This is a genomic window from Pseudorhodoplanes sinuspersici, from assembly GCF_002119765.1.
In the GTDB taxonomy this organism is placed as follows: domain Bacteria; phylum Pseudomonadota; class Alphaproteobacteria; order Rhizobiales; family Xanthobacteraceae; genus Pseudorhodoplanes; species Pseudorhodoplanes sinuspersici.
On record NZ_CP021112.1, the window covers coordinates 1,071,322 to 1,092,422 of the forward strand.

The 21,101-nt window shown below is 62.2% G+C and carries 23 protein-coding genes and 1 pseudogene; 11 read left to right on the forward strand and 13 right to left on the reverse strand.

Annotated features, from left to right (window positions below):
* The first annotated feature begins 11 nt into the window (after nt 1-11).
* The gene (locus CAK95_RS05355) at nt 12-701 is read left to right on the forward strand and encodes an isochorismatase family protein (protein ID WP_086091203.1); all 690 of its coding nucleotides are present in this window, start codon (nt 12-14) and stop codon (nt 699-701) included.
* Nucleotides 698-1,294, forward strand: coding sequence for a DedA family protein (locus CAK95_RS05360; protein WP_086086994.1), 597 nt, complete (start codon nt 698-700; stop codon nt 1,292-1,294). Before CAK95_RS05355 ends, CAK95_RS05360 begins: the two co-directional genes overlap by 4 nt.
* Before the next feature lie 135 nt (nt 1,295-1,429).
* Here the strand turns inward: CAK95_RS05360 and CAK95_RS05365 are convergent, their stop codons facing one another.
* Nucleotides 1,430-1,621, reverse strand: coding sequence for a hypothetical protein (locus CAK95_RS05365; protein ID WP_086086995.1), 192 nt, complete (start codon nt 1,619-1,621; stop codon nt 1,430-1,432).
* Between the two features lie 156 nt (nt 1,622-1,777).
* Between CAK95_RS05365 and hemA the strand changes: the two genes are divergently transcribed.
* Nucleotides 1,778-3,004, forward strand: coding sequence for a 5-aminolevulinate synthase (gene hemA / locus CAK95_RS05370; RefSeq protein ID WP_086086996.1), 1,227 nt, complete (start codon nt 1,778-1,780; stop codon nt 3,002-3,004).
* A gap of 23 nt (nt 3,005-3,027) precedes the next feature.
* Here hemA and dmeF read toward each other — a convergent pair whose 3' ends face one another.
* Nucleotides 3,028-3,966 carry a CDF family Co(II)/Ni(II) efflux transporter DmeF gene (dmeF, locus tag CAK95_RS05375; RefSeq protein ID WP_086091204.1) on the reverse strand — a complete coding sequence of 313 codons (939 nt, stop codon included), beginning with the start codon at nt 3,964-3,966 and terminating at the stop codon, nt 3,028-3,030.
* 87 nt (nt 3,967-4,053) lie between these two features.
* The gene (locus CAK95_RS05380; RefSeq protein WP_157699551.1) at nt 4,054-5,142 is read right to left on the reverse strand and encodes an AbrB family transcriptional regulator; all 1,089 of its coding nucleotides are present in this window, start codon (nt 5,140-5,142) and stop codon (nt 4,054-4,056) included.
* Between the two features lie 236 nt (nt 5,143-5,378).
* On the opposite strand from CAK95_RS05380, the gene CAK95_RS05385 reads away from it, so the two are divergent.
* The 3 genes from CAK95_RS05385 (at nt 5,379) to CAK95_RS05395 (ending at nt 8,251) form a co-directional block, all read left to right on the forward strand.
* Nucleotides 5,379-6,749, forward strand: a complete 1,371-nt coding sequence (locus CAK95_RS05385) for a glutamate--cysteine ligase (protein WP_086086998.1) — start codon at nt 5,379-5,381, stop codon at nt 6,747-6,749.
* A gap of 141 nt (nt 6,750-6,890) precedes the next feature.
* Nucleotides 6,891-7,361, forward strand: a complete 471-nt coding sequence (gene ybaK / locus CAK95_RS05390; RefSeq protein WP_086086999.1) for a Cys-tRNA(Pro) deacylase — start codon at nt 6,891-6,893, stop codon at nt 7,359-7,361.
* Nucleotides 7,355-8,251 carry a DMT family transporter gene (locus CAK95_RS05395; protein ID WP_086087000.1) on the forward strand — a complete coding sequence of 299 codons (897 nt, stop codon included), beginning with the start codon at nt 7,355-7,357 and terminating at the stop codon, nt 8,249-8,251. Before ybaK ends, CAK95_RS05395 begins: the two co-directional genes overlap by 7 nt.
* Nucleotides 8,252-8,717: 466 nt before the next feature.
* Here CAK95_RS05395 and CAK95_RS05400 read toward each other — a convergent pair whose 3' ends face one another.
* Nucleotides 8,718-9,599 (reverse strand): LysR substrate-binding domain-containing protein, encoded by an 882-nt coding sequence (locus tag CAK95_RS05400; protein WP_086091205.1) that lies wholly within the window; start codon nt 9,597-9,599, stop codon nt 8,718-8,720.
* A 199-nt stretch (nt 9,600-9,798) separates the two neighbouring features.
* Between CAK95_RS05400 and CAK95_RS05405 the strand changes: the two genes are divergently transcribed.
* Complete coding sequence (locus CAK95_RS05405) at nt 9,799-10,170, forward strand: DUF1127 domain-containing protein (protein ID WP_086087001.1); 372 nt, start codon at nt 9,799-9,801, stop codon at nt 10,168-10,170.
* Nucleotides 10,171-10,302: 132 nt separating this feature from the next.
* On the opposite strand, the gene CAK95_RS05410 is transcribed toward CAK95_RS05405, so the two are convergent.
* Nucleotides 10,303-11,907 carry a glycosyltransferase family 39 protein gene (locus tag CAK95_RS05410; protein ID WP_245303637.1) on the reverse strand — a complete coding sequence of 535 codons (1,605 nt, stop codon included), beginning with the start codon at nt 11,905-11,907 and terminating at the stop codon, nt 10,303-10,305.
* Between the two features lie 214 nt (nt 11,908-12,121).
* Here CAK95_RS05410 and CAK95_RS05415 point away from each other — a divergent pair, with 214 nt between their 5' ends.
* The 3 genes from CAK95_RS05415 to CAK95_RS05425 are packed head-to-tail and all read left to right on the forward strand — an operon-like array spanning nt 12,122 to nt 13,547.
* Nucleotides 12,122-12,664, forward strand: coding sequence for a PAN domain-containing protein (locus CAK95_RS05415; protein ID WP_245303638.1), 543 nt, complete (start codon nt 12,122-12,124; stop codon nt 12,662-12,664).
* A 44-nt stretch (nt 12,665-12,708) separates the two neighbouring features.
* Nucleotides 12,709-13,056: a DUF6152 family protein gene (locus CAK95_RS05420; protein ID WP_086087004.1), complete on the forward strand. Its 348-nt coding sequence runs from the start codon at nt 12,709-12,711 to the stop codon at nt 13,054-13,056.
* Nucleotides 13,056-13,547 (forward strand): DUF6644 family protein, encoded by a 492-nt coding sequence (locus CAK95_RS05425; protein WP_086087005.1) that lies wholly within the window; start codon nt 13,056-13,058, stop codon nt 13,545-13,547. The genes CAK95_RS05420 and CAK95_RS05425 overlap by 1 nt, the downstream gene beginning before the upstream one ends.
* A 9-nt stretch (nt 13,548-13,556) precedes the next feature.
* On the opposite strand, the gene lepB is transcribed toward CAK95_RS05425, so the two are convergent.
* The 8 genes and pseudogenes from lepB to CAK95_RS05465 all read right to left on the reverse strand — a co-directional run bounded on the left by lepB (nt 13,557) and on the right by CAK95_RS05465 (nt 19,828).
* Nucleotides 13,557-14,300, reverse strand: a complete 744-nt coding sequence (lepB, locus tag CAK95_RS05430) for a signal peptidase I (RefSeq protein ID WP_086087006.1) — start codon at nt 14,298-14,300, stop codon at nt 13,557-13,559.
* Between the two features lie 30 nt (nt 14,301-14,330).
* A complete protein-coding gene (tldD, locus tag CAK95_RS05435; protein ID WP_086087007.1) occupies nt 14,331-15,764 on the reverse strand; it encodes a metalloprotease TldD in 1,434 nt (477 codons plus the stop codon).
* 86 nt (nt 15,765-15,850) lie between these two features.
* Nucleotides 15,851-16,795, reverse strand: coding sequence for a sigma-70 family RNA polymerase sigma factor (locus tag CAK95_RS05440; RefSeq protein WP_086087008.1), 945 nt, complete (start codon nt 16,793-16,795; stop codon nt 15,851-15,853).
* A complete protein-coding gene (gene gstA / locus CAK95_RS05445) occupies nt 16,792-17,427 on the reverse strand; it encodes a glutathione transferase GstA (protein ID WP_086087009.1) in 636 nt (211 codons plus the stop codon). The genes CAK95_RS05440 and gstA overlap by 4 nt, the downstream gene beginning before the upstream one ends.
* A 42-nt stretch (nt 17,428-17,469) precedes the next feature.
* Nucleotides 17,470-18,228, reverse strand: a complete 759-nt coding sequence (locus CAK95_RS05450) for an SDR family NAD(P)-dependent oxidoreductase (protein WP_086087010.1) — start codon at nt 18,226-18,228, stop codon at nt 17,470-17,472.
* A 133-nt stretch (nt 18,229-18,361) separates the two neighbouring features.
* A pseudogene (locus CAK95_RS05455) lies at nt 18,362-18,706 on the reverse strand (invasion associated locus B family protein); the annotation flags it as partial.
* Nucleotides 18,625-19,278, reverse strand: coding sequence for a MarC family protein (locus CAK95_RS05460; RefSeq protein WP_086087011.1), 654 nt, complete (start codon nt 19,276-19,278; stop codon nt 18,625-18,627). The pseudogene CAK95_RS05455 and the gene CAK95_RS05460, both read right to left, overlap by 82 nt.
* Before the next feature lie 28 nt (nt 19,279-19,306).
* Nucleotides 19,307-19,828, reverse strand: coding sequence for an invasion associated locus B family protein (locus tag CAK95_RS05465; RefSeq protein ID WP_086087012.1), 522 nt, complete (start codon nt 19,826-19,828; stop codon nt 19,307-19,309).
* 417 nt (nt 19,829-20,245) lie between these two features.
* Between CAK95_RS05465 and coxB the strand changes: the two genes are divergently transcribed.
* Entirely contained in the window at nt 20,246-21,091 is an 846-nt protein-coding gene (coxB, locus tag CAK95_RS05470) for a cytochrome c oxidase subunit II (RefSeq protein WP_086087013.1), read from the forward strand.
* Nucleotides 21,092-21,101 lie beyond the last annotated feature (10 nt).

Below are 21,101 nucleotides of genomic sequence, written 5' to 3' on the forward strand. Positions count from 1 at the left end.
GAGTAGCCGCAATGCATCCCGTTTCGATCCGCCCCGAAATCATCGCGCGCGTCGTCGCCCGTAGAGGCCGCGCCAACTGGTTCGACCGGCTGGAACCGGCCCGCACGGCCCTGGTGGTCATCGATATGCAAACGGCTTTCTGCCAGCCCGGAGCCCCTGCCGAAGTTCCGGCATCCCGCGAGATTGTGCCGGCAATCAACGAATTGACCGGCGAATTGCGCAAGCTCGGCTGCCCGGTGATCTGGGTGGTCCACGCCAACACCCACAAGGGCGGCCGCAGCGACTGGGCTTTGTTCTTCAACAATGTCGTCGGCGATGATGTCCGCGAACGCACGATGGATGCACTGGCCCCCGGCAAGCAGACAGTGTGGCCCGAACTGAACGTCGCTGATAGCGACCACACCGTGATCAAGAACCGCTACAGCGCGTTGATTGCCGGGTCGTCGCAGCTCGAACGGCTGCTGCGCAGCCTCGATATCGATACGGTACTGATCGCCGGCACCAAGACCAATGTCTGCTGCGAATCCACCGCGCGCGACGCGATGATGCTCGATTTCAAGGTGGTGATGCTGTCCGATTGCTGCGCCGCTCTGTCCGATGACGAGCACCGCTCGGCGCTGGAGAATATCTTCCAGCAGTTCGGCGATGTGGCGACGGCGGACGAGGCGCTGCTGAAGCTGAGGGTGCCGGGGAACACATGACCGACCTCACCCAACTGATTGATGCAGTCCGCGAGCATGGCGAAGTCGTGTACGCCTTCATCTTCGCCTACGCGGCATCGCATGCGTTGCTGATGGCCCTGTTCGCGGGCTATGCGGCGCAGCTCGGCGTGCTCGATCTGAAAATGACGATTATCCATTGCTTCGCCGGGAGCTTCGCTGGCGACGTCTTCCGGTTCTGGCTCGCGCGCCGTTACGGCGAACGGCTGCTGGCCCGCTGGCCGCGCATCTCCGCGCATGCCACCACCGTGAAACGGTTGGTCGACCGGCACGCGCTCTGGCTGCCGCTCATTCACCGGTTTCCCTATGGCATCCGGGGGCTCGGCGCCTTCGCCTACGGCTTGTCGAAAATGTCGTGGGGCCTGTTCCTGGTCCTGAATCTCATCGGCGCCGCGGTGTGGGCGGTATCGATGGTGCTGGCCGGTTACGCCTTCGGCAAGGTTTCGGACAAGGTTCTCGGCGACACCGTTTCGGGGCTCAGCCTGGCGATGCTGGTCGTATTCCTCGCCGTGTCGTGGCTGCTCAGCCGCAAACTCGAACAGGCCATCGAGGCCGACGCGAGACGCAATCCGTAATGTCCGCCCTTGAAAAGGTCTTCCAACGGGATACGGCGGCGGCGATCCTTCCGAAAACCGCGCGCCGTCGCGCACCTGAAAACTGATCTTAATCAAAGCAAGGCCGGGCGAGTCCGGTAGTCTTAAACCAAGACCTCAGTTCAGCCCGCCGAGCAGCCAAACCACCAGAATGATTGGCAGTGGTATACCGATCAGCCAGAGAAGAAGTCCGCGTCCCATGTCCAGCTCCCAATATTGCCCCTCGTCGGATTGTGAACGCGGGACCGAAAGGCCGGGTTCCAGGAGAAAAACTGCGCCAAGTTGGGAGTTTTTGCCGGCCTTGGACAATTTGCCCAGCCTCGCGGGCCGATCTGCGTCGTTTTGAGGCCACCCATACCTCGACAAACACCGTTGAACGCTTCTAAAACTGCTCTGGAAATAGGTTTGAACGCCCGCCCTGCCGCCCGCGACCAAACCGCAAGTTCGCTTGGGACGTCCGTTGCCATGAACTACAAGTCCTTCTTCGATAACGCTTTGAACCGCCTGCACGAAGAGCGGCGTTATCGCGTCTTCGCGGACCTGGAGCGGATCGCCGGACGTTTCCCGGTCACTATCTGGCACGCGCCGGAAGGCCCGCGCGAAATCATCGTCTGGTGTTCGAACGATTATCTCGGCATGGGTCAGCACCCGAAGGTGGTCGGCGCCATGGTCGAAGCCGCCACCCGCATGGGGACCGGCGCCGGCGGCACCCGCAACATTTCCGGCACCAATCATCCGCTGGTCGAGCTCGAGAACGAACTCGCCGACCTGCATGGCAAGGAATCGGCGCTGATCTTCACCTCCGGCTATGTGTCGAACCAGACCGGCATCTCGACCCTCGCCAAGCTGATCCCGAATGTCCTGATCCTGTCGGACAGCTACAACCACAATTCGATGATCGAAGGCGTGCGGCAGTCGGGCTGCGAGAAGAAGATCTTCCGCCACAATGATCTCGCGCATCTTGAGCAGCTTCTGCAGGAAGCCGGCCCCGATCGGCCGAAGCTGATCCTGTTCGAAAGCATCTATTCGATGGATGCCGACATCGCGCCGATCGGTGCGATCTGCGATCTCGCCGAGAAATACGGCGCCATGACCTATATCGACGAAGTGCATGCCGTCGGCATGTACGGCAAGCGCGGCGCCGGCGTTTCCGAACGCGACGGCGTCATGCATCGGATCGATGTGATCGAAGGCACGCTCGGCAAGGCGTTCGGCTGCTTCGGCGGCTATATCGCCGCCAGCCATTCGGTCTGCGACGCCGTGCGCTCCTATGCACCGGGCTTCATCTTCACCACCGCCTTGCCGCCGGCCGTCTGCGCCGCTGCGGCCGCGTCGATCCGGCATCTGAAGACCTCGCAATGGGAGCGCGACAGGCATCAGGAACGCGTGGCCCGCGTGAAGGCGGTGCTGACCGCCTCCGGCCTGCCGGTGATGCACAGCGACACGCATATCGTGCCGATCGCCGTCGGCGATCCGGAAAAGTGCAAGGCGGCGAGCGACATGCTGCTGACCGAGCACGGCATCTATATCCAGCCGATCAACTACCCCACCGTGCCGAAAGGCACCGAGCGGCTGCGCGTCACGCCGTCGCCCTATCACGACGACCAGATGATCGATGCCCTCGCGGCCGCCCTGATCGATGTCTGGGAAAAGCTCGGCATGCCGCTCAACCGCGCGCTGGCGGCGGAATAAGGCGTCTCACTCCGACAGCTTGATCAGTGCCGGCAGGCATGCACCTCGACGGTGACATGCGACAGGCCATGCAAACCGGACAGCCGCGCCTTGTAGGTGTCGGGCGCCTGCGGCGCATCGGACACGACCGATGCGATGACGCCGATATGACCCGGCCCGAGCCGCCACAGATGCAAATCCGTCAGCCGGTCATCTCCTGATTCCAGGCGCCGCCTGATCTCGCCGGCCAGCCGCGCATCCGGCACGATATCGAGCAGCACCGCACCGGAGGCCCGCATCAGGCCGATCGACCAATGCGCGATCACCAACGCACCGACGATACCGACGGCCGGATCCATCCAGTCCCATTGGTAAAAGCGCCCCGCGAGCAGCGCCCCGATCGCAAGCACCGACGTCAATGCATCGGCAAGGACGTGGAGATAGGCGCCGCGCAGATTGTGATCGTGATGATGGTGGTGATGACCGCCGTGACCTTGATCATGCGCATCGCCATGATGACCACCATGTCCATCACGCAGCAACCACGCGCTGCCGAGATTGACGGCAAGCCCGATCACCGCAATCACCAGCGCCTGATCGAAGCGGATCGCAACCGGCTGCCACAGCCGGATCAGCGATTCATAGCCGATCAACAACGCCACCACCGCCAGGATCATCGCGCTCGCGAAAGCCGCCAGCTCCCCGAGCTTTCCCGTCCCGAATGTGAATTGCGCGTCATGCGCATGCTTGCTGGCGAACCGATAGGCCAGCGCGGCGATGGCCAGCGCCGCCGCATGCGTCGACATGTGCCAGCCGTCGGCCACCAGCGCCATCGATCCGAAAATCGTGCCGCCGACGATCTCGACCACCATCATCGATGCGGTCAATCCGACGACCAGCCAGGTCCGGCGCTCGTTCCGTGTGTGATCGGCGCCAAGGAAAACGTGCTCGTGCCGCCAGTTCTTCAGGCTGTGCGTGTGCATGTTCGACTCCAGCTCACGGACAAGTCGGGCTTCCGTCGCAAGTCCGCAGACCATCGTTTTGATAGTTAACGCTCGAAAGGCCGGACCTCAATCCTCCTGCACCGGGCGCTTGTCCGGCAGCTTCGGGGGGATCTTTGGCGGCTGTCCGTACATTTTCACGAACAGCGGCAGCGACAGCGAAATCAGAATGAAGCGCGCCACATGATGGGCGCCGACAAAGATCGGATCGAGATGCAAGGCCAGCGCCAGGATCATCATCGCGTCGAGCGCACCGGGCGAATACGAGACGATGATGTCGGACAGCTGCAGATTGACCAGCCAGGCCGACATCGCCGCGAACACCGAGACGATCAGGATCGCCACCGAGAACGAGCCGAGCGCCGCCAGCGAATAGCTCAGCAATGTGCGCAATTGCGTATTGGCGAAACGCGATCCGGTCAGTGCGCCGAGCGCCACCATCACCGCATTGACGATCCACCACGGCATCGTCGCGTGAATGACGCCGCTGCCATGCAGGATCGCCGACGCCAGCATCGCCCCGAAGATCAGCCCGCCGGGAAACCGCACCCAATGCGCGAGGAAAGACGATGCACCCGCAACCACCACAAGGACGACCAGTTCGGGAATCGAATCGGTGATCGCAAAGCTGCGCGTCGGCGCCGGCGGGATCAATCCGAACAGCGCCAGCCCCACCGGCAGCAAGGCGGTGAGAATCACCACGCGGATCGTCTGCACGATGGCAATGCCGCGCAGGTCGGAATGGCATTGCGTCGCATTGGCGATCACCTGCGACAGCGCGCCGGGCGCCGAGCCGAACAGTGCCGACAGCATGTCCCAGCCATGCACCTTGCGAAGGTAAAAGGCGCTGCCGAAGGTCGAGCAGGTCATGCCGATGCACAGCAGCACGACACTGAGCGGCCAGGTGGCAATCCCCTTCAATGTCTCGGGGGTCACCGCCCCGCCGAGCGAGATACCGATCAGGACGAACACCACCCGACCGAGCGGCGCCGGCATATGCATCGGCCGGCCGGCCAGGGCCGCGATGGCGACGAAAATCATCGCACCGGACAGAAATCCGGCCGGGATGCCGGCCGCGTTGAAGATCGCCCCGCCAATGGCCCCGATGACGAGGGTTTCACAGAGGCGCAGCAGATTCTGGGGGAAGGGAAGCGGCATAGGCACCGTTATGTCCATTCCCGCAGACCTATCAAGGCGCTGGGAGCATCCCATATATGCCGGCAACGCGGGCGATCATCCGGACACTTGGCATCACGCCGCAGAAGGATTATGCGCCCCGTCAACGAGTTAGCGCGTGACCGGGACCAAAGCGGACAGCCGCTTTGCCGGTCCTGCGCTGATTGCCCTTCCCTCGGACCCGCGTGTATGGTCGCGGCCCTTTTGCCGGATATCTCATGGCCCGTGACCAAATCGACATGACGCCGATCGAGCGGCGCGACGAACTCGTCGCCTGGCTCGAATCGGGTTGCAAACCGAAGGCGCAGTGGCGCATCGGCACCGAACACGAAAAATTCCCGTTCACCGTCAAAGGCCATAACCCGGTGCCCTATGAGGGACCGCGCGGCATCCAGGCGCTTCTGAATGGCATGCAGTTGCTGCTCGGCTGGGAGCCAATCATGGAGCACGAGAATATCATCGGGCTCTATGACGTGACCGGCGGCGGCGCCATCTCGCTTGAGCCGGGCGGACAATTCGAATTGTCCGGCGCCCCGCTCGAAACCGTGCACCAGACCTGCACGGAGCTGATGGCGCATCTGGCGCAGGTGCGTGAAGTGGCGCGCCCGCTCGGCATCGGCTTTCTCGGCCTCGGCATGACACCGAAATGGTCGCGCGCCGACATCCCGATGATGCCGAAGGGCCGCTACCGCATCATGACGAAATACATGCCGACGGTCGGACAATACGGCCTCGACATGATGTACCGGACCTGCACCGTGCAGACCAATCTCGACTTCTCGTCCGAAGCGGACATGGTCAAGAAACTGCGCGTGTCGCTCGCACTGCAGCCGGTGGCGACCGCTTTGTTCGCCAATTCCCCTTTCACCGAAGGCAAGCCGAACGGCTTTCTCTCCTTCCGCTCCGAAATCTGGCGCGATACCGATCCCGACCGCTCCGGCATGCTGCCCTGGGCGTTCGAGGACGGCATGGGCTTCGAGCGCTGGGTCGATTACGCGCTCGATGTGCCGATGTATTTCGTCAAGCGCGGCGACGATTATGTCGACGTGTCCGGCCTGTCGTTTCGCGATCTGTTCGCCGGCAAGCTGAAGCAATTGCCCGGCGAGCGCGCGACGATTTCGGACTGGGCCAATCACATCTCGACGATTTTCCCGGAAGTGCGGTTGAAGCGCTATCTCGAAATGCGTGGCGCCGATGGCGCGCCCGGACGCCGACTGCCGGCGCTGCCGGCCTTCTGGGTCGGTCTTCTTTACGATGACACGGCACTCGATGCGGCGTGGGATATCGTCAAGAGCTGGACCGCCGAGGAACGGCAAAAGCTGCGCGACGACGTGCCGACGCAGGGTTTCGCGGCCGTGATCCGCAACCGCACCATGCTGTCGCTGGCCGAAGAAACGCTGAAGATCGCGCGCGAAGGCCTGACGCGGCGAAGGCGCTTCAATGCCGGCGGCGAAAACGAAACAAAATATCTCGAGCCGCTGGACGATCTGGTGTCCCGCGGCACAACACCGGCCGAAGAATTGCTCGATAAATTCCACGGACCTTGGGCGCAATCCGTTGAGCCGGTCTTCGACGAATATGCGTATTGATGGAGTTCCGCCTGAACGATCAACCCACGTCATCCTGAGGTGCGCGGCAACGCCGCGCCTCGAAGGATGATGTGGCCGTCGCCCTTCGAGGCTCGCTTCACTCGCACCTCAGGATGACGGAGAAACAATCGCGCAAGTTCAATGGCCAAATCCACACCAGCCACCACCGCCCTCGAGAAAGCCGGCATCGCCTTCACGCTGCATGAATACGACTACGATCCGAATGCCGCACGCATCGGCATGCAGGCGGCAGAAGCGCTCGGCATCCCGCCGGCGCGCCTGCTCAAGACATTGATGGCGAAAGCAGGCGGCGCCGTCGTCTGTGTGCTGGTGCCATCGGACAAGGAAATCAGCCTGAAACGTCTCGCCGCAGCCGCAGGCGCGAAAGATGCCGCCATGCTGCCGCCGGCCGAAGCCGAACGCATCACCGGCTATCATGTCGGCGGCATCTCACCGCTCGGCCAGCGCAAGCGCGCCGCCACCTTCATCGAACAGGATGCGCTCACGCACGCGACAGTTCTCGTCAATGGCGGACGCCGCGGCCTGCAGATCGAAATCGCACCTGCCGATCTCGTGAAAGCGACCGGCGCCAAAGCGGCGGCTCTATGCTGACTCGCGCACGTCTGACGGCATTCGATCTGCTGCTTTATGCGACCGTGGTGGTGACCTGGGGCTTCGCCTGGATCGCGATCCATTTTCAGGTCGGCGCCGTTTCGCCCGATGTATCGATCCTCTGGCGCTTCCTGCTTGCGGGAATGCTGATGCTGGGAATCGCTGCCATTCGCGGCGATCGTTTGCGCTATTCACTGCAACGGCACGCGATGTTTGCGCTGCTGGGGCTGACGTTGTTCTCGACAAACTTTCTATTGTTCTATCACGCAGCGGAGACTTTGCCGTCGGGCCTGCTATCGATCGTGTTCTCGCTGGCGTCCCTGATCAACGTCGGACTGGGCGCCCTGCTGTACAAGACGCCGATCGATCGCCGCGTCGTCATTGGCGGTTTGCTTGGCGCAATGGGAATAACTGCGATGTTCTATTCGCAAGTTGCCGGCGCCGAATTCCAGCACGGCGCCGTTTTCGCACTGATGCTCTGTATCGTCGGCACGATCGCTTTCTGTTTCGGCAACATGGTGTCTTCACCGCTCCAACGCGACAAGATTCCGGTCTTCGCATCGACTGGATATGGAATGCTGTATGGCAGCGCGGCACTCGCTGTTTACGCCGCCTCGCGGGGACATGCCTTCACGATCGAATGGACGCTGCCCTACATGAGCGGCCTGATCTATTCGGCGCTGATCGCATCCGTTGTGGCTTTCGCCTGTTATCTGACCTTGCTCGGACGCATCGGCGCCGACCGCGCCGCCTATGTCACCGTGCTCGGACCGGTCGTGGCGCTCGCGGTCTCGACCTTTGTCGAGAATTTCCACTGGAGCCTGCCGACGGCACTCGGGCTTGCTGCGGTCCTCGCCGGCAATGTGCTGGTGCTGCGGCCGGCGAAGTAAGCTTTGTAGGGCGGATTAGCGAAGCGTAATCCGCCAAACCCGCAGGGCGGGTGACGCCTCGCTAACCCGCCCTACACACGTCTTGGCTGTCTGGATTACCCATCTAGACAGAATTCCTATAAGATTATATACCTACTCCGTTTGCGCAAGCGCAAAGGCTATTCGGCTCACACTAAGGTGGGCTTCCGGGCAGTCCTGCTGGACGCGGTCTGGACGAAGGCGGGCGAAAGCCTGCCGGATCAGGGTGCGGTTTCCGCTCGGATGCACTCGTGCATCGCGAGACGATGACGTGTGGCTGTTTGATATTTGAAAAGATGTGCGATCTCGTGTCCCGGACGCGGCGCAGCGTGGCAACGATGCGCCGCAGAGCCGGGACCCATCTGAGCGAGGCAGGTCCCGGCTCTGCGGCACACCATTCCGCTTCGCTTCATGCTGCGCCGCGTCCGGGACACGAGACTGTCGGCTATTACTCCGCCGCTTGCGCTGTTTCCGACAGGTTGTCGAGCGAGGAGATGATGTGCTCGGCGAGTGCATCGGCCAGCGCCGAGCTTTCATGCGTGTTGCGCACGAGACCGACACGGCAATACGGCAATTCAGGAAAGCCGTCCGCGGGCGTCAAAACGCGCATGCCCGGCCGGAGCGTCGATTCCGGGACGATTGAAACCGACAGACCGGCCAACACCGCGGCGACGTAAGCGCCGGCATTCGAGCTAGTGTAAAGAATGCGATGCGGCCGGCCGGTTCTTTCCAGATGTTCAAGTGCAATGCGGCGCCATGAACAGGTCTGCTTGCCGAGCGCGAGCGGCAGCGGGTTCTCGGTATGGGTCGCATGCCGCACCGAGGTCACCCAGAGCAAACGCTCCTGCCGGAACGGCTCGACATTGCGCTGTGTTTCAGTCGTGGTGATGATCGCGAGATCGAGATCGTTGACATCGATCCGGCGCAACAGATCCGCCGATGGCTCGCACAGCACGGTGAGTTCGACACCGGGATAAGCCCGCGAGAAGCGCGCCATGATCTCCGGCAGATAGCGGTCGGCATAATCGTCCGGCACACCGAGCCGCACCCGGCCCGACAATTCCGGACCGGAGAATGTCGACAGCGCTTCGAGATTGAGCTTCACGATCCGCCGCGCGTAATCAAGCAGCCGATCGCCGTCGTCCGTCAGCTTCGAGGCTCTTCCGTCACGGGCGAAGATCGGCTTGTTCAGCCGCTCCTCCAGCCGCTTCATCTGCATGGACACGGCGGACTGCGTCTTGTGCACGACCTCCGCCGCCTTGGTGAAGCTGCCGGTCTCGGCAATCGCAATGAAGGTCCGAAGCTGGTCGATATCGATCAAGGCCGTCATGGGCATCTTCGCCGGGCCCGGTCGCCCCGCGCCTTTCATCACCGATAATGATGCTGGAGATTAGAAACATTCGTTTCACTTATCAATGGCGAGGTGACATATCAAAACCTGTTCGGAAACAACCTGGCCGGAAATCGGGTCGCCCAAGGTGAGGTCTTGGGGGCAGGGTTTCGTGCCGCCTCATGCAAGGACCATCACCATGGCCACGACCTGCAACGTCACCACCACCGCACGGCCCTTGCCGTTGGGCCTTTCATCCCTTGTTTCGGTGATCGCCGCAGCCCTGCAAAGCGTGGTCCGCGCCCTGAAAAATCGCCGCGATGCCAGACTGCTGGCCGGCATGGACGACCGGATGCTGGCGGATATCGGTCTAACGCGCAGCGACCTGCATGATGCCTATGCCGAGCCGCTGTGGCGCGACCCGACCGATCTCCTCGCCGGCCGGGCCTGCGAGAAGCGACGGTATCGCCGTGGCAGCCTGCTGACGCCGCGCATCGCGGCGCCGTCGCTGGCGCCCGACGTTACGCTGGAGAAGCAGCGGGCCCGCCGGACCACGCGGCATTCCGTCTGACATTTCAGTGGAGTGAGTTTTGCGGCCGGCTCTGCCCGACCGGCCCGCGATCCGCGTGTCTGTGCGTCCCCTCTCACGGACGCGGATCCAAACGCCCGCCGGCCCTCCCCGGCGGGCGTTTCTTTTCGAGGCTCAAAAGGCCTTGCCGAGCGCCCTCTGCGTGATGCCGCGGCGATCCTTCACGATCCCGATTGGAACGCCAAGCCGCCGGATCGTGGCCACGGTCCGTCCCTCGACCAGTTGGTCGCAATTCATATGTGTGGGCGCAATGAAGAAGTCCGCCTCGAGCCAGCCCGGCGACGCACGCAACCGCTTGTCCGCATAATTGTCGAATGAAAATTTCTCGCCGCAGACGCCGACCGTGTAGACGCGCTGCGAGGTGTCTCCCGGCAAGCCGAGATAATTCTGCAAAGCGTTCACAGCATCCGGCATCATGTTGACCCAGTAATCCATTTCATAGCGCCGCGCGGCACCATCAAGACCACCGACCAGCGGATTGTAGAAGAGATATTCGTAAGGGTGCAGACGCACGAGCGTGACGGTATTCCAGACGACGGCGGCAGACAAAGCGCAGGCAGCAAACACGGCCAACCATCGCTGCGGTGACAATGCCATCAGCACCGCATCGAAGCCGACGCCCGCCAGAACTGCCAAGGGCGGCACCACGAACAGAAAATGCCGCATGCCGGAAAAGGCCGGCCCTTGCGCCGCGGCTTCGCAGGCGATCGGGAACAGGACCACGAAAGTCACGATGGCAACTTCGATCTGCCGTCTTGGCAGATTCGCAATCTTGTCTCTGGCGACCGCTCCGATCAGAAAAGCAAGCGCGCACAAAGCGCCAATCGATGTGAGCATTGGCGTCTTGATCAGAAGATAGAACGGCACATACCACCGCGGCACGTCGGCCATCCGATAGATTTCGCCGGCAACGATCGTCCGGATCTCGTAGTGGAAATGCGCAAAGGAAAAAATCGCACGCAAGGGATTGAGCGGCTCCAGTGCTGCCCAGGGCCATGCCGCGATCATGATAAGGTAGCCGAGCACAAAAGCCGGCGCGACACGAAGTCCTGTACTGCCGAGATACCGACCGATCTTGCCGATATCGCGTTCCGCCCACGGGACCGCGATGACGACCAGCAGCCCTGCATAACCGATCAGCAACAATCCCATCGCCCGCAGCCCGGTCGCGGCCCCCAGCATCAGTCCGAACCCGATCACATCGCGCCAACGCGGCGCTGGGAAATCGCGGGCTGCACGCAGAAGAAAATACAATGCGCCGATCATCGCCGCGGCGAACGGAATATCCTTGGTGTGATTGAACATTCCGCCGAAATACGGCCCGCAGGTCGCAAGAGCCACGGCAGCAATAAGTCCAGCGCGGGGACCAGCGATCAGCCTGGCCGTCGCCCAAGTGGCGACAATGCCGGCGACGCCAATGATGGCCGATAAGAAATGGCGGATCAGAAAGACGTCGAATGGTAACAGCTTGGCGAGCAGCACCGCGACGATATCGAACAAACCGCCATAGAGATAAAGATTCTTGTAATTGAAAAGCGCGACATCGCGAAATCCGCTGGCATAGTAATTGATAATCAATTCGCCATAGCGATGCTGCACTTCTTCATCGTTGGAAATACCGTAATCGCGGAAAACAACAATCGCGAGAATACACAATCCCGTCAGCAATCCGATTGCAAGGCGGTCCGCAAAGCCGGATCGCCGCCAAAATCCCGGCACGACTATCCCCCAGATCATTTCCCGAGGGCCATTGTTGCGCGCCAGACCCACCTTGTCATGTTGCTGCGCACAACACGGCATATGTCTTGCAGCGCCGCCATGTCAGAGCGGCATCCGTTCACGACTTTGCATCCGTCGCAATCGACGCTCGCAACACGTATCCTGAGACTTTAACATGCTGTTCAGGCGGACCTGCGATTTGCCGAGCATGAGAATGAACCAGTGCTTTGCGATGCTGATGGCGTGCCTATTGGCGCTGGCGGCAAGTCCCACAACGGCAAGCGCACAGGCCGGCTTCGACCGTCCAGGCGGCGATTATACGAGCGCACCGGTGCGGACAGGCGATCCCGCCATCTGCGCGGCGCGATGCGAGCGCGACGGCCGCTGCCGGGCCTGGAGTTTTTCCTATCCGAATACGGCCACGAAAGACGCGACCTGTCGGCTGAAGAACAAGGTCATGCCGACGAAAGAGGACGCCTGTTGCGTCTCCGGCATCCGGGGCGCTGCCTTGCTTGAACCGCGGCTGGGGACACTTGAATTCGCCATCGACCGGTACGGCGGCGACTACAAAGCAATCGATATCCCCCCGGACGCGACCGGCAGCGGCTGTGCCAAAGCCTGCCAGGCCGATAGCAAATGCCGCGCTTTCACCTATCTGAGACCTGGCTACGGCAATACGACCGCACGATGTTTCCTGAAGGACCGCATTACCAAACCGCGCCGCAAACCCTGCTGTATTTCGGGCGTTGTCCGTTAATCGCAAACCCGAGGTCAATTGCAGAGCAAACGATGGAGAGCGCCATGAGACTCTGTGTGCTGACAGCCACACTCGTTGCCGCTACTGCCGGCGGCGCCGCGGCCCATCACGGCTGGGGCAGCTATGACGCCAACAAGCCCGTTACCGTGACCGGCGCGATCCTCACCTCGAAATACGAAAACCCGCACGCTACCATTACGGTCAAAGGCAATGACAAGGTGTGGACAGTGACACTGGCGCCGACCTTCCGCATGATCAATCGCGGCGCAACGGCGGAAATGGTCGCCGTCGGCAAGATCATTACCGCCTACGGCTACCCTTCCACGGCCGCGAAGGATGAAATGCGAGCCGAACGCATCACCGTCGACGGCAAGACTGTCGAGATGCGTTGATGACGGATGCCGCGCCGGCGATCTTCGTTGCTATCGAAGGCTCCGCCTTCGCCGCCATGATCCGGCAGTCGCCGTTCGCTTACATGATCGCGAATGTGGCGCACATCCTGTCGCTGATGGTGTTCTTCGGCGCCGTGGCGGTGATGGATCTGCGGCTTGCCGGCGCATTCGCCGCAACGTCACCGGACTACGTGCTGCGGAAAGCAAGAATATTTATAGGCCTCGGATTTCTCGGCCTTCTGGCTTCGGGCATCGTGCTGTTCTCTGCGGAAGCAAGCCATGTCGTCCTTAATCCTCTGTTCCAGATCAAGGCCGGACTGATTGGGCTCGGGATACTCAACGCTGCTTCATTTGAGCTTTTCGTTCGTCCGAAGGTGAAAGGCATCGCGCCCTTGACACCGCTGCCGCGTGCTGCCCGCTTCGCGGGAATCGCATCAATCGCAATCTGGCTGACTGTGGCCGCGTGCGGACGGCTGATCGCTTACTTCTAGATCCGGCGATCACTGCACGGCGGTGAAGAAGCGCGAGAGCCGCAATCCCGCCGGCCAGGTCCAGATCGGGTCGTTCAGCTTGCCGAGATCCCATGATCCGGCGAGCCCGACCACGCGTCCAACGATATCGTCAGCCGGCAGCAAACCGACGCCGCCGGCAGATGGCGGTACCCGGCTGTCGGCCGAATTGTCGCGGTTATCCCCCATGACGAAAACATGCCCCGACGGCACGAGCACTTCATCCGTATTGTCGAGCGGACCAAGCGCTTCGGTCTTGAAAATCAGATGCTGCCGTCCGCCCGGCAACGTTTCGATCAAGCGAACAGCGCCGGTGTGGTGGCCGTCGCTATCTTCGGCCTGAGCGACGCCATCCGCACGTTCTTTGACCACTTCGCCATTGATCCACAAATGGCCATCGCGCATCTGCACGCGATCGCCCGGCAATCCGATGACGCGCTTGACCCAGATCTCTGAGCGGTTGGCCGGCGAACGAAACACCACGACGTCGCCGCGTGCCGGCAATTCGCCGAAGATCCGTTGCGTCGGTGGCAGGGTCAGACCGAACGGCAAGGCCAGTGATGCAGAGCTGTAGCCATAGGCGTATTTCGTCGCCACCAGCTCATCGCCGATCATCAGCGTCGGCTCCATCGAGCCGGACGGCACATAGTAGGGTTCGGCAATAGCGGATTTCACCACCGTCAGCGCTAAGACAAAGGCAAAAAACTGCGCCACCGTGCGCGACCAAGTGCCCATTGCTGTCAGGCTCCTCTTGCAGATGCGGTTTTAGCCGCCGGTGCCGCCCACAGTAATGCGGTCCATCCGCAAGCTCGGTTGCCCGACGCCGACCGGCACGCCCTGGCCGTTCTTGCCGCAGGTCCCGATGCCATGATCGAGAGCGAGATCCTTACCGATCATGCTGATGCGATGCAGATCGGTCGGCCCGTTGCCGATCAGCATCGCGCCTTTGACCGGCGCGCCGACCTTGCCGTTCTCGATCCTGTAGGCCTCGGTGCACTGGAACACGTATTTGCCGGATGTGATGTCGACCTGTCCGCCGCCGAAACTCACGGCATAGATGCCGTTCTTCACCGAGGCAATGATCTCGCCCGGCTCCTTGTCGCCTGCCAGCATGTAGGTGTTGGTCATGCGGGGCATCGGCACATGCGCGTAGGATTCGCGACGTCCGTTGCCGGTGGGCTTCATGTCCATGAGCCGCGCGTTCTGGCGGTCCTGCATGTAGCCGACGAGGATGCCGTCTTCGATCAGCACGGTTTTGTTGGTCGGTGTGCCTTCATCATCGATCGAGAGCGAACCGCGACGCGACGCGATCGTGCCGTCATCGAGCACCGTGACGCCCTTGGCCGCGACCTGTTGCCCCATAAGCCCGGCAAAAGCCGACGTGCCCTTGCGGTTGAAATCGCCTTCGAGACCGTGGCCGACCGCTTCATGCAGCATCACGCCTGGCCAGCCTGCGCCGAGCACCACGTCCATTTCGCCCGCCGGGGCCGGTACTGATTCGAGATTGACCATCGCCTGCCGGACCGCGTCGTCGACGGCACCACGCCAGGCCTTCGTTTCGATGAAGCGGGCATAGCCCTCGCGGCCGCCATAACCATGGCTTCCGGTTTCCTGCCGGTCGCCGTCGCCGGCCACGATCGACACGTTGATGCGGACCATCGGCCGGATGTCGCGATAAACCTCACCATCGGCACGGACGATCTCGACCACCTGCCAGGAGGCGCCGAGGCTGGCGCTGACCTGCCGCACCCGCGGGTCTTTCGCGCGGGCATAGGCATCGATTTCCTGCAGCAGCTTCACCTTGGTCTCGAAGCCCGGAGCGTCGAGCGGATTTTCGTCGCCGTAGAGGCGGACGTTGCTGCGACCGGGCGCATCCGAATAGCGGCCGGTATAGCCGCCCTTCACGGCCCGGACGGCATCGGCCGCCCGAATCAGCGCTGCTTCCGACAGGTCCGAGGCATGGGCATAGCCGACCGCCTCGTCCTTCACGGCCCGCAGGCCGAATCCCTGCGCGGTGTCGTAGGTCGCCTGTTTCAGGCGCCCATTGTCGAAACCGAGAGCCTCGGACTGGCGGTATTCCAGGAAGAGCTCGCCGTCATCGGCGCCTTCCAGCCCTTTGGAAATGATGGATCGGACACGCCCCCGGTCGAGGCCGGCGCGGTCGATGAGGGACGATGTGGAGAGGGTTTTGTCGGTCATGGCGGGAAGATAGGCTCGAAGGACGGAAAGTGCGAGGGAGCCCGGTCATTTCCAGGTGAGCTTCGGCAACCAGCGCCAATAGCGCCTTAGTGCGCGGTTCCTTCGCTTGCGGGCTTGGCGGCCCCTGCCAGCTCTGCATCGGCGATGACGTAGCGAACGTATCGATAGTCGCGAATGAAGCTGATCCGGCCCTCACGCCACTCGAGCCACATGACGTAGCTGGGTTTCGGATCGGCGCGATTTTCAAAAACCGCGATCACCTCGCGTCCTTCGAGCCAAGCTGGAGCGAACCACAGGCCATCGATCTTTCCATAGATGGTGAAGAACGAACCGACCTCGGCGGTGCCGGCGCGAAGCGGGTGCGAGGACTGTTTGAGCTTCACGTCGTCGGCCAGGAGCGCCCGCAGACCGTCCCAGTCCCGCTGGTTGAAGAGCGCGGCGTAACGCGCCACCGCGGCAGACGCCGGCCGCGCCTCAAGAAGCACGGCAGCTTGCGCATTGATCTCCCGAAGACGCGCACGACCCCGTGCCAAATGCCCTTTGACCGCGTCGACCGTCAGGTCCAGAAGCGTGGCGATGTCGGTCAGCGACTCGCCGAGCACGTCCTTCAGCACGACGACACTCCGCTGAAGCGTGGGAAGCTCCGCAAAGCGCGACACCGCGGTCTTGATCGCTTCCTGGCGCATCAGCATCTCCACGGGATCAGGGCTGGTCTGATCAGCGACATCCGCGGCGTCATCGATCGGCTCCGCCGCGCGCACCGCCCGGCTGCGCAGCAGGTCCAGCGCGCGGTTGTGGGCGATCCGGAATAGCCAGGGCCGAAGCGATGGCGTCTCCTCCACACCCGACAACTCAAATTCCTCCAACGCAACGAAAGCTCGCACAAGCGTATCCTGCACGACGTCCTCGCCGTCGATGACCGATCCCATAAGCCGCGCACAATAACGGTGCAGCTCGGGCCGCAACTCTTCCGCCTGGGCGAGGAGCTGCGCGCGGTGGTCGCCGTGCGACGAAGGTGGTCCTGCGCTCAAGCCGCCGTTTCCTCATGCGCCGCCGCGACGAGCCCCTCGGCCATCAGTGCTTCGTGCACCTTCGGACGCGCGGCGATGCGAGCCATGTAGGCGGACAGGTTGGGGTAAGGCGTGAGATCAATTTTGAGAAAATTCGACCAGTTGACGATCGTGAATGCGTAGGCATCCGCGATCGTGAAGGCATCGCCCGTTAGATACGCGGATGTCGCCAGATGCCGATCGAGCTCTGCGAAGCGGAGGCCAAGCTTGCCGTGCGACGCCTGCTTGGTGGATTCCGCGGCTTGGGCGTCCCAAAGCCATGGGCTGAAGGTCTTGTGCAATTCGGAAGCCACGAAGGCGAGCCACTGGTTCACGCGCAGCCGCTCCTTTGATCCGATGGGCGGCGCGAGATCCGATTGCGGCGCCTGCTCCGCCAGATATTGAACCAGCGCGGCGGCTTCGGTGTGAACTTCGCCATCGTCGTCCACGATCGCCGGAACATAGCCGCGCGGATTGATCGCGAAATAATCTTCGCCTGTCTTGGTCCTGCGCGAGGCCAGATCGACCCTGACCAGATCGATGGCGAGACCGGCTTCGCGGGCGACGATATGGGCAGCGAGCGAGCATGCGCCGGGTGAATAATAGAGCTTCATGGCCGTCTCCGGATGATTTGTGTTTGACGCGCGGGCGCGTGCTCAAGCTGCCGCTTCCTCGAGGATTGTGACTCCCGTGTCACCCTTGAGCCCGAAAGCGAAGCCCTCGGCATATTTGGGGTCGTTCAGCACGGAGACGAATTTCTCGCCGAACTCCCGCGGCGGCATCGGCGCACCGAAGCGGGTGAAATACTCATCGAGCTCCATGTTCAAGGCGCGGGCGTAGGCGTTGGCGGCTTCATCACCGATCCCGGTGCCGGGGATCATTTGTCGCGGCACGATGACCTGGAAACGGATTCCGAGGCCCTTCTGCTCCGAGACCCGGTTGGCATACTGGGCCATGAACCAGAGCATGCGCTTGGCGCCGCCATAGCCGCCCGACATCGGTGATCCACTCACGGCCGCGCCGCTCGATACCACGAGCACCCGGCTGCCGGGCGTGAGTGGCATGTTGAGCGCCGCTTGCAGCCAGTAAAGCCCAGCCTTGACGTCGTGCTCCCAGGTTGCGCTGAAATCCGCCCAGCTCAGCTGGTCCAACCGGCCCATCCGCGGCTTCGCGCCGGCATTCAGAGCAACGATGTCGGGGCGGACTTCCGAAAGAATGAGGCGCGCGGCGCCCTCATCTGTCACATCGGCGGGGATCGTGGCGACACCCAGCCGTGCCCGCACGGCCTCGAGCGCATCGATATCGCGGGCAACGACCGTCACCCTGGCACCATGTGCAACCAGGGCCTCGACCAGCCCCAGTCCAAGGCCGCGGCTTCCGCCGGTCACTACAATCGTCTTGTCTTTGAGGCTCATCGTTCCGCTCCAATGTGTCGATGGAGCTAAGACGGCTGAGACCTTGAAAAGGAGTCAGAGCGGGTGGCCGGCCTACGAGCAGGAGGCCGCAGCAATGTGTGCCATTATGTCGAACGGTCCGGCCGAATCCCGCTCAGGGCAGCTTGTCGAAGCCCTCGCCGAAGCCCTTCAGGGCCATCGGGAAGCCGATGCCCTCTTCCATTCGGCAGACAGCGCACGAAATCGGCCCGTCCGATGTCCGCATTATCGATCTTCAGCCCCAAACCGGAGGGCAACCGTCCCCAGCGGCGTGATCACCCGGATCAGGCGGCTCTTGTTGCCGGCCGTTTTGAGAATGAGCACCGTGAGGCCCGACATTGGCCCGGTCCTCGGCGGTAACGAGGCCGGCGGAGGCGCCTAGATCGACGGCAGCTTGAGCCACGCCGCAACCGCGCTCAGCACCAGATTGACCGCCAGCGCGGACAGCAGGAGACCCATGATCCGGCGCAGCAACTGAGTGACGCCACTCCCGGTTATGCGTTCGATCCAGTCGCCGGCGAGAAAAATGACCAGCATTCCGGCAAGCGCGGTCGCCAGCGCACCCAAGGTCTGCAGCTGCTCCATGTGGGAGTAGCGGTTGTTGTCCATGAGCAGAACGATCGTGAGCATGCCACCGGGGCCGGCGATGATCGGGGTCGCGAGCGGGAAAACCGCAACCTTCATCACGGCATCGCGCCGCGCGGCGGCATTCCCGCGTTTGGCTGGAACCGTGAGAGCGTGTGAATTGTCTCCTAGCACCATGGAGACCGCGAACAGGAACAGTACGATCCCGCCGGCGATCTGAAAGGACAGGAGCGATATGCCCATGGCCGCCAGCAGGAACTGGCCAATGAACCCGAACACGGCAAGGATGACAAAGGCCATCAGCACCGAAATCACCGCTGCCCTGCGCCGCTCCTGACTTGTGAAATTCGGGGTCGCGCCGATGAACAGCGGGAGATGGCTGATCGGATCAAAGACAGCCCAGAGCGTCAGCAGTTGCGTCAGAAACAGCGTCTGATCGGGGAGCATCGCGCCGCCTCGGGCCGGTCAGGAAGGTTTAGGGCAGTTTGTCGAAACCCTCGCCGAAGCCCTTCAGGGCCATCGGGAAGCCGATTCCCTCTTCCGGGGTCTGGAAGATGATGAAGGTCGCGGTTGTCCCCGACCGCATCTGCTTGGTCAGGTTGTCATCCATGACCACCTCGGCCACGCAGCCATTGGGCAGGCAGCGGACGAAGCCGGCCCGGCCGATATCTGCATTATCGATCTTGAGGCCGAGCCCGGACGGCAGCAGCACGCCCAGCGGCGCGATCACCCGCATCAGCCGGCTCTTGTTGTCGGCGGTCTTCAGGACGATCACCGTGAGGCCGATATTGGCCCGATCCTCCGCGGTTACGCTCTGAATCAGGGCACATTGCTCGCTCTGGGCGCCCGGCGGCGTATCGCAGCGGATCTGCCAGTCGGCATGGACGGACTTTACCGCCCCCTGCGCGCCGGCATGCCCGGTCTGCAAAATCCAGATGGCCAGGATTGCAGCGAGAAACAGCGATCCGCTGTGCCCCGCATATCGTGAAATCACCATGTCACCATCCAGGCTGATGGTTGCCCTTGTTTATCGTTCATCGGCACCGCTGGCCGGAACCGAATCGCCTTCGGAACCAGCCCCTGACGCGTGGCACCACGCAAGCGGCGTGAAGTCAAGCGTACACAGAAGAGACAAAAACGCCCTTTTCTGGCCGAAAAACCACAGTTCGTCATCGCTTTGGTCACGGACGCAATGTCTCATTAGTTCAATGTGCAGGCACGTTGCGACCGAGGCGGAATTATGGTTTGAGAGGCCGGGATTTTCCCCAAAATCCTGCCGCGCGCCGTTGCCGCTCCGCCCGATCGATGGGGCGGTTTGCGCGCGAGGATTGGGCTTTTGGCCCGGTCGGAACGAGCCATGCGCGACTTGACCGGTGCGCCGATGGCTTAAGGTGTCGAAGGAGCGAATACGACAATGCGGGTCCAGAGATTCTTGATCGCAGCGGCCCTGGCCGCCGCCACGCTGTTTCCCATGGCAGCGATGGCCGGCATGGGACAGCCTTCGCCGTGGCAGATCGGCTTTCAGCAATCGGCCACGCCGATCATGGAGACCATCACCTGGTTCCATGACTTCCTGCTGTACATCATCACCGCGATCACGCTGTTCGTTCTCGCGCTGCTGCTGATCGTCATTTTCAAGTTCAATTCGCGCGCCAACCCGGTGCCGTCGAAGACCACCCACAACACCCTGATCGAGGTCGCCTGGACGGTGATCCCGGTGATTATCCTGGTGGTGATTGCGGTACCGTCGTTCCGGCTGCTGTTCGCGCAGCTCACCATCCCGCCGGCGGATATCACCATCAAGGCGACCGGCAAGCAGTGGTTCTGGACTTACGACTACCCCGACAACGGCTTTTCCTTCGATTCTTTGATGGTGCAGGACAAGGATCTCAAGGCTGACCAGCCACGCCTTCTCACCGTCGACAACGAAGTTGTCGTCCCGGTGAACAAGGTGGTCCGGGTTCAGGTGATCGGCGCCGACGTGATCCACGCCTTTGCTGTCCCGTCCTTCGGCATCAAGATCGACGCCGTCCCGGGCCGGTTGAATGAGACCTGGTTCAAATCCACCGTTGAAGGTGTTTTCCACGGACAATGCTCGGAATTGTGCGGCAAGGACCACGCCTATATGCCGATCACCGTGCGGGTCGTGAACGACCGCGACTATGCCGCCTGGCTCGATCAGGCCAAGAAGAAATTCGCGGCCAATCCGAACGAGAACGGAACCACAATCGCTGCTAAGGACGCACCGAGCGCGCAATAACAAAGGCCGC

Bases quoted from the DNA above. Each gene is read 5' to 3' on its own strand.
- CAK95_RS05355 (WP_086091203.1), top strand. From the start codon at position 12: ATGCATCCCGTTTCGATCCGCCCCGAAATCATCGCGCGCGTCGTCGCC.
- CAK95_RS05360 (WP_086086994.1), top strand. From the start codon at position 698: ATGACCGACCTCACCCAACTGATTGATGCAGTCCGCGAGCATGGCGAA.
- hemA (WP_086086996.1), top strand. From the start codon at position 1,778: ATGAACTACAAGTCCTTCTTCGATAACGCTTTGAACCGCCTGCACGAA.
- dmeF (WP_086091204.1), bottom strand. From the start codon at position 3,966: ATGCACACGCACAGCCTGAAGAACTGGCGGCACGAGCACGTTTTCCTT.
- CAK95_RS05380 (WP_157699551.1), bottom strand. From the start codon at position 5,142: ATGCCGCTTCCCTTCCCCCAGAATCTGCTGCGCCTCTGTGAAACCCTC.
- CAK95_RS05385 (WP_086086998.1), top strand. From the start codon at position 5,379: ATGGCCCGTGACCAAATCGACATGACGCCGATCGAGCGGCGCGACGAA.
- ybaK (WP_086086999.1), top strand. From the start codon at position 6,891: ATGGCCAAATCCACACCAGCCACCACCGCCCTCGAGAAAGCCGGCATC.
- CAK95_RS05395 (WP_086087000.1), top strand. From the start codon at position 7,355: ATGCTGACTCGCGCACGTCTGACGGCATTCGATCTGCTGCTTTATGCG.
- CAK95_RS05400 (WP_086091205.1), bottom strand. From the start codon at position 9,599: ATGACGGCCTTGATCGATATCGACCAGCTTCGGACCTTCATTGCGATT.
- CAK95_RS05405 (WP_086087001.1), top strand. From the start codon at position 9,799: ATGGCCACGACCTGCAACGTCACCACCACCGCACGGCCCTTGCCGTTG.
- CAK95_RS05415 (WP_245303638.1), top strand. From the start codon at position 12,122: ATGAACCAGTGCTTTGCGATGCTGATGGCGTGCCTATTGGCGCTGGCG.
- CAK95_RS05420 (WP_086087004.1), top strand. From the start codon at position 12,709: ATGAGACTCTGTGTGCTGACAGCCACACTCGTTGCCGCTACTGCCGGC.
- CAK95_RS05425 (WP_086087005.1), top strand. From the start codon at position 13,056: ATGACGGATGCCGCGCCGGCGATCTTCGTTGCTATCGAAGGCTCCGCC.
- lepB (WP_086087006.1), bottom strand. From the start codon at position 14,300: ATGGGCACTTGGTCGCGCACGGTGGCGCAGTTTTTTGCCTTTGTCTTA.
- tldD (WP_086087007.1), bottom strand. From the start codon at position 15,764: ATGACCGACAAAACCCTCTCCACATCGTCCCTCATCGACCGCGCCGGC.
- gstA (WP_086087009.1), bottom strand. From the start codon at position 17,427: ATGAAGCTCTATTATTCACCCGGCGCATGCTCGCTCGCTGCCCATATC.
- CAK95_RS05450 (WP_086087010.1), bottom strand. From the start codon at position 18,228: ATGAGCCTCAAAGACAAGACGATTGTAGTGACCGGCGGAAGCCGCGGC.
- CAK95_RS05460 (WP_086087011.1), bottom strand. From the start codon at position 19,278: ATGCTCCCCGATCAGACGCTGTTTCTGACGCAACTGCTGACGCTCTGG.
- CAK95_RS05465 (WP_086087012.1), bottom strand. From the start codon at position 19,828: ATGGTGATTTCACGATATGCGGGGCACAGCGGATCGCTGTTTCTCGCT.
- coxB (WP_086087013.1), top strand. From the start codon at position 20,246: ATGCGGGTCCAGAGATTCTTGATCGCAGCGGCCCTGGCCGCCGCCACG.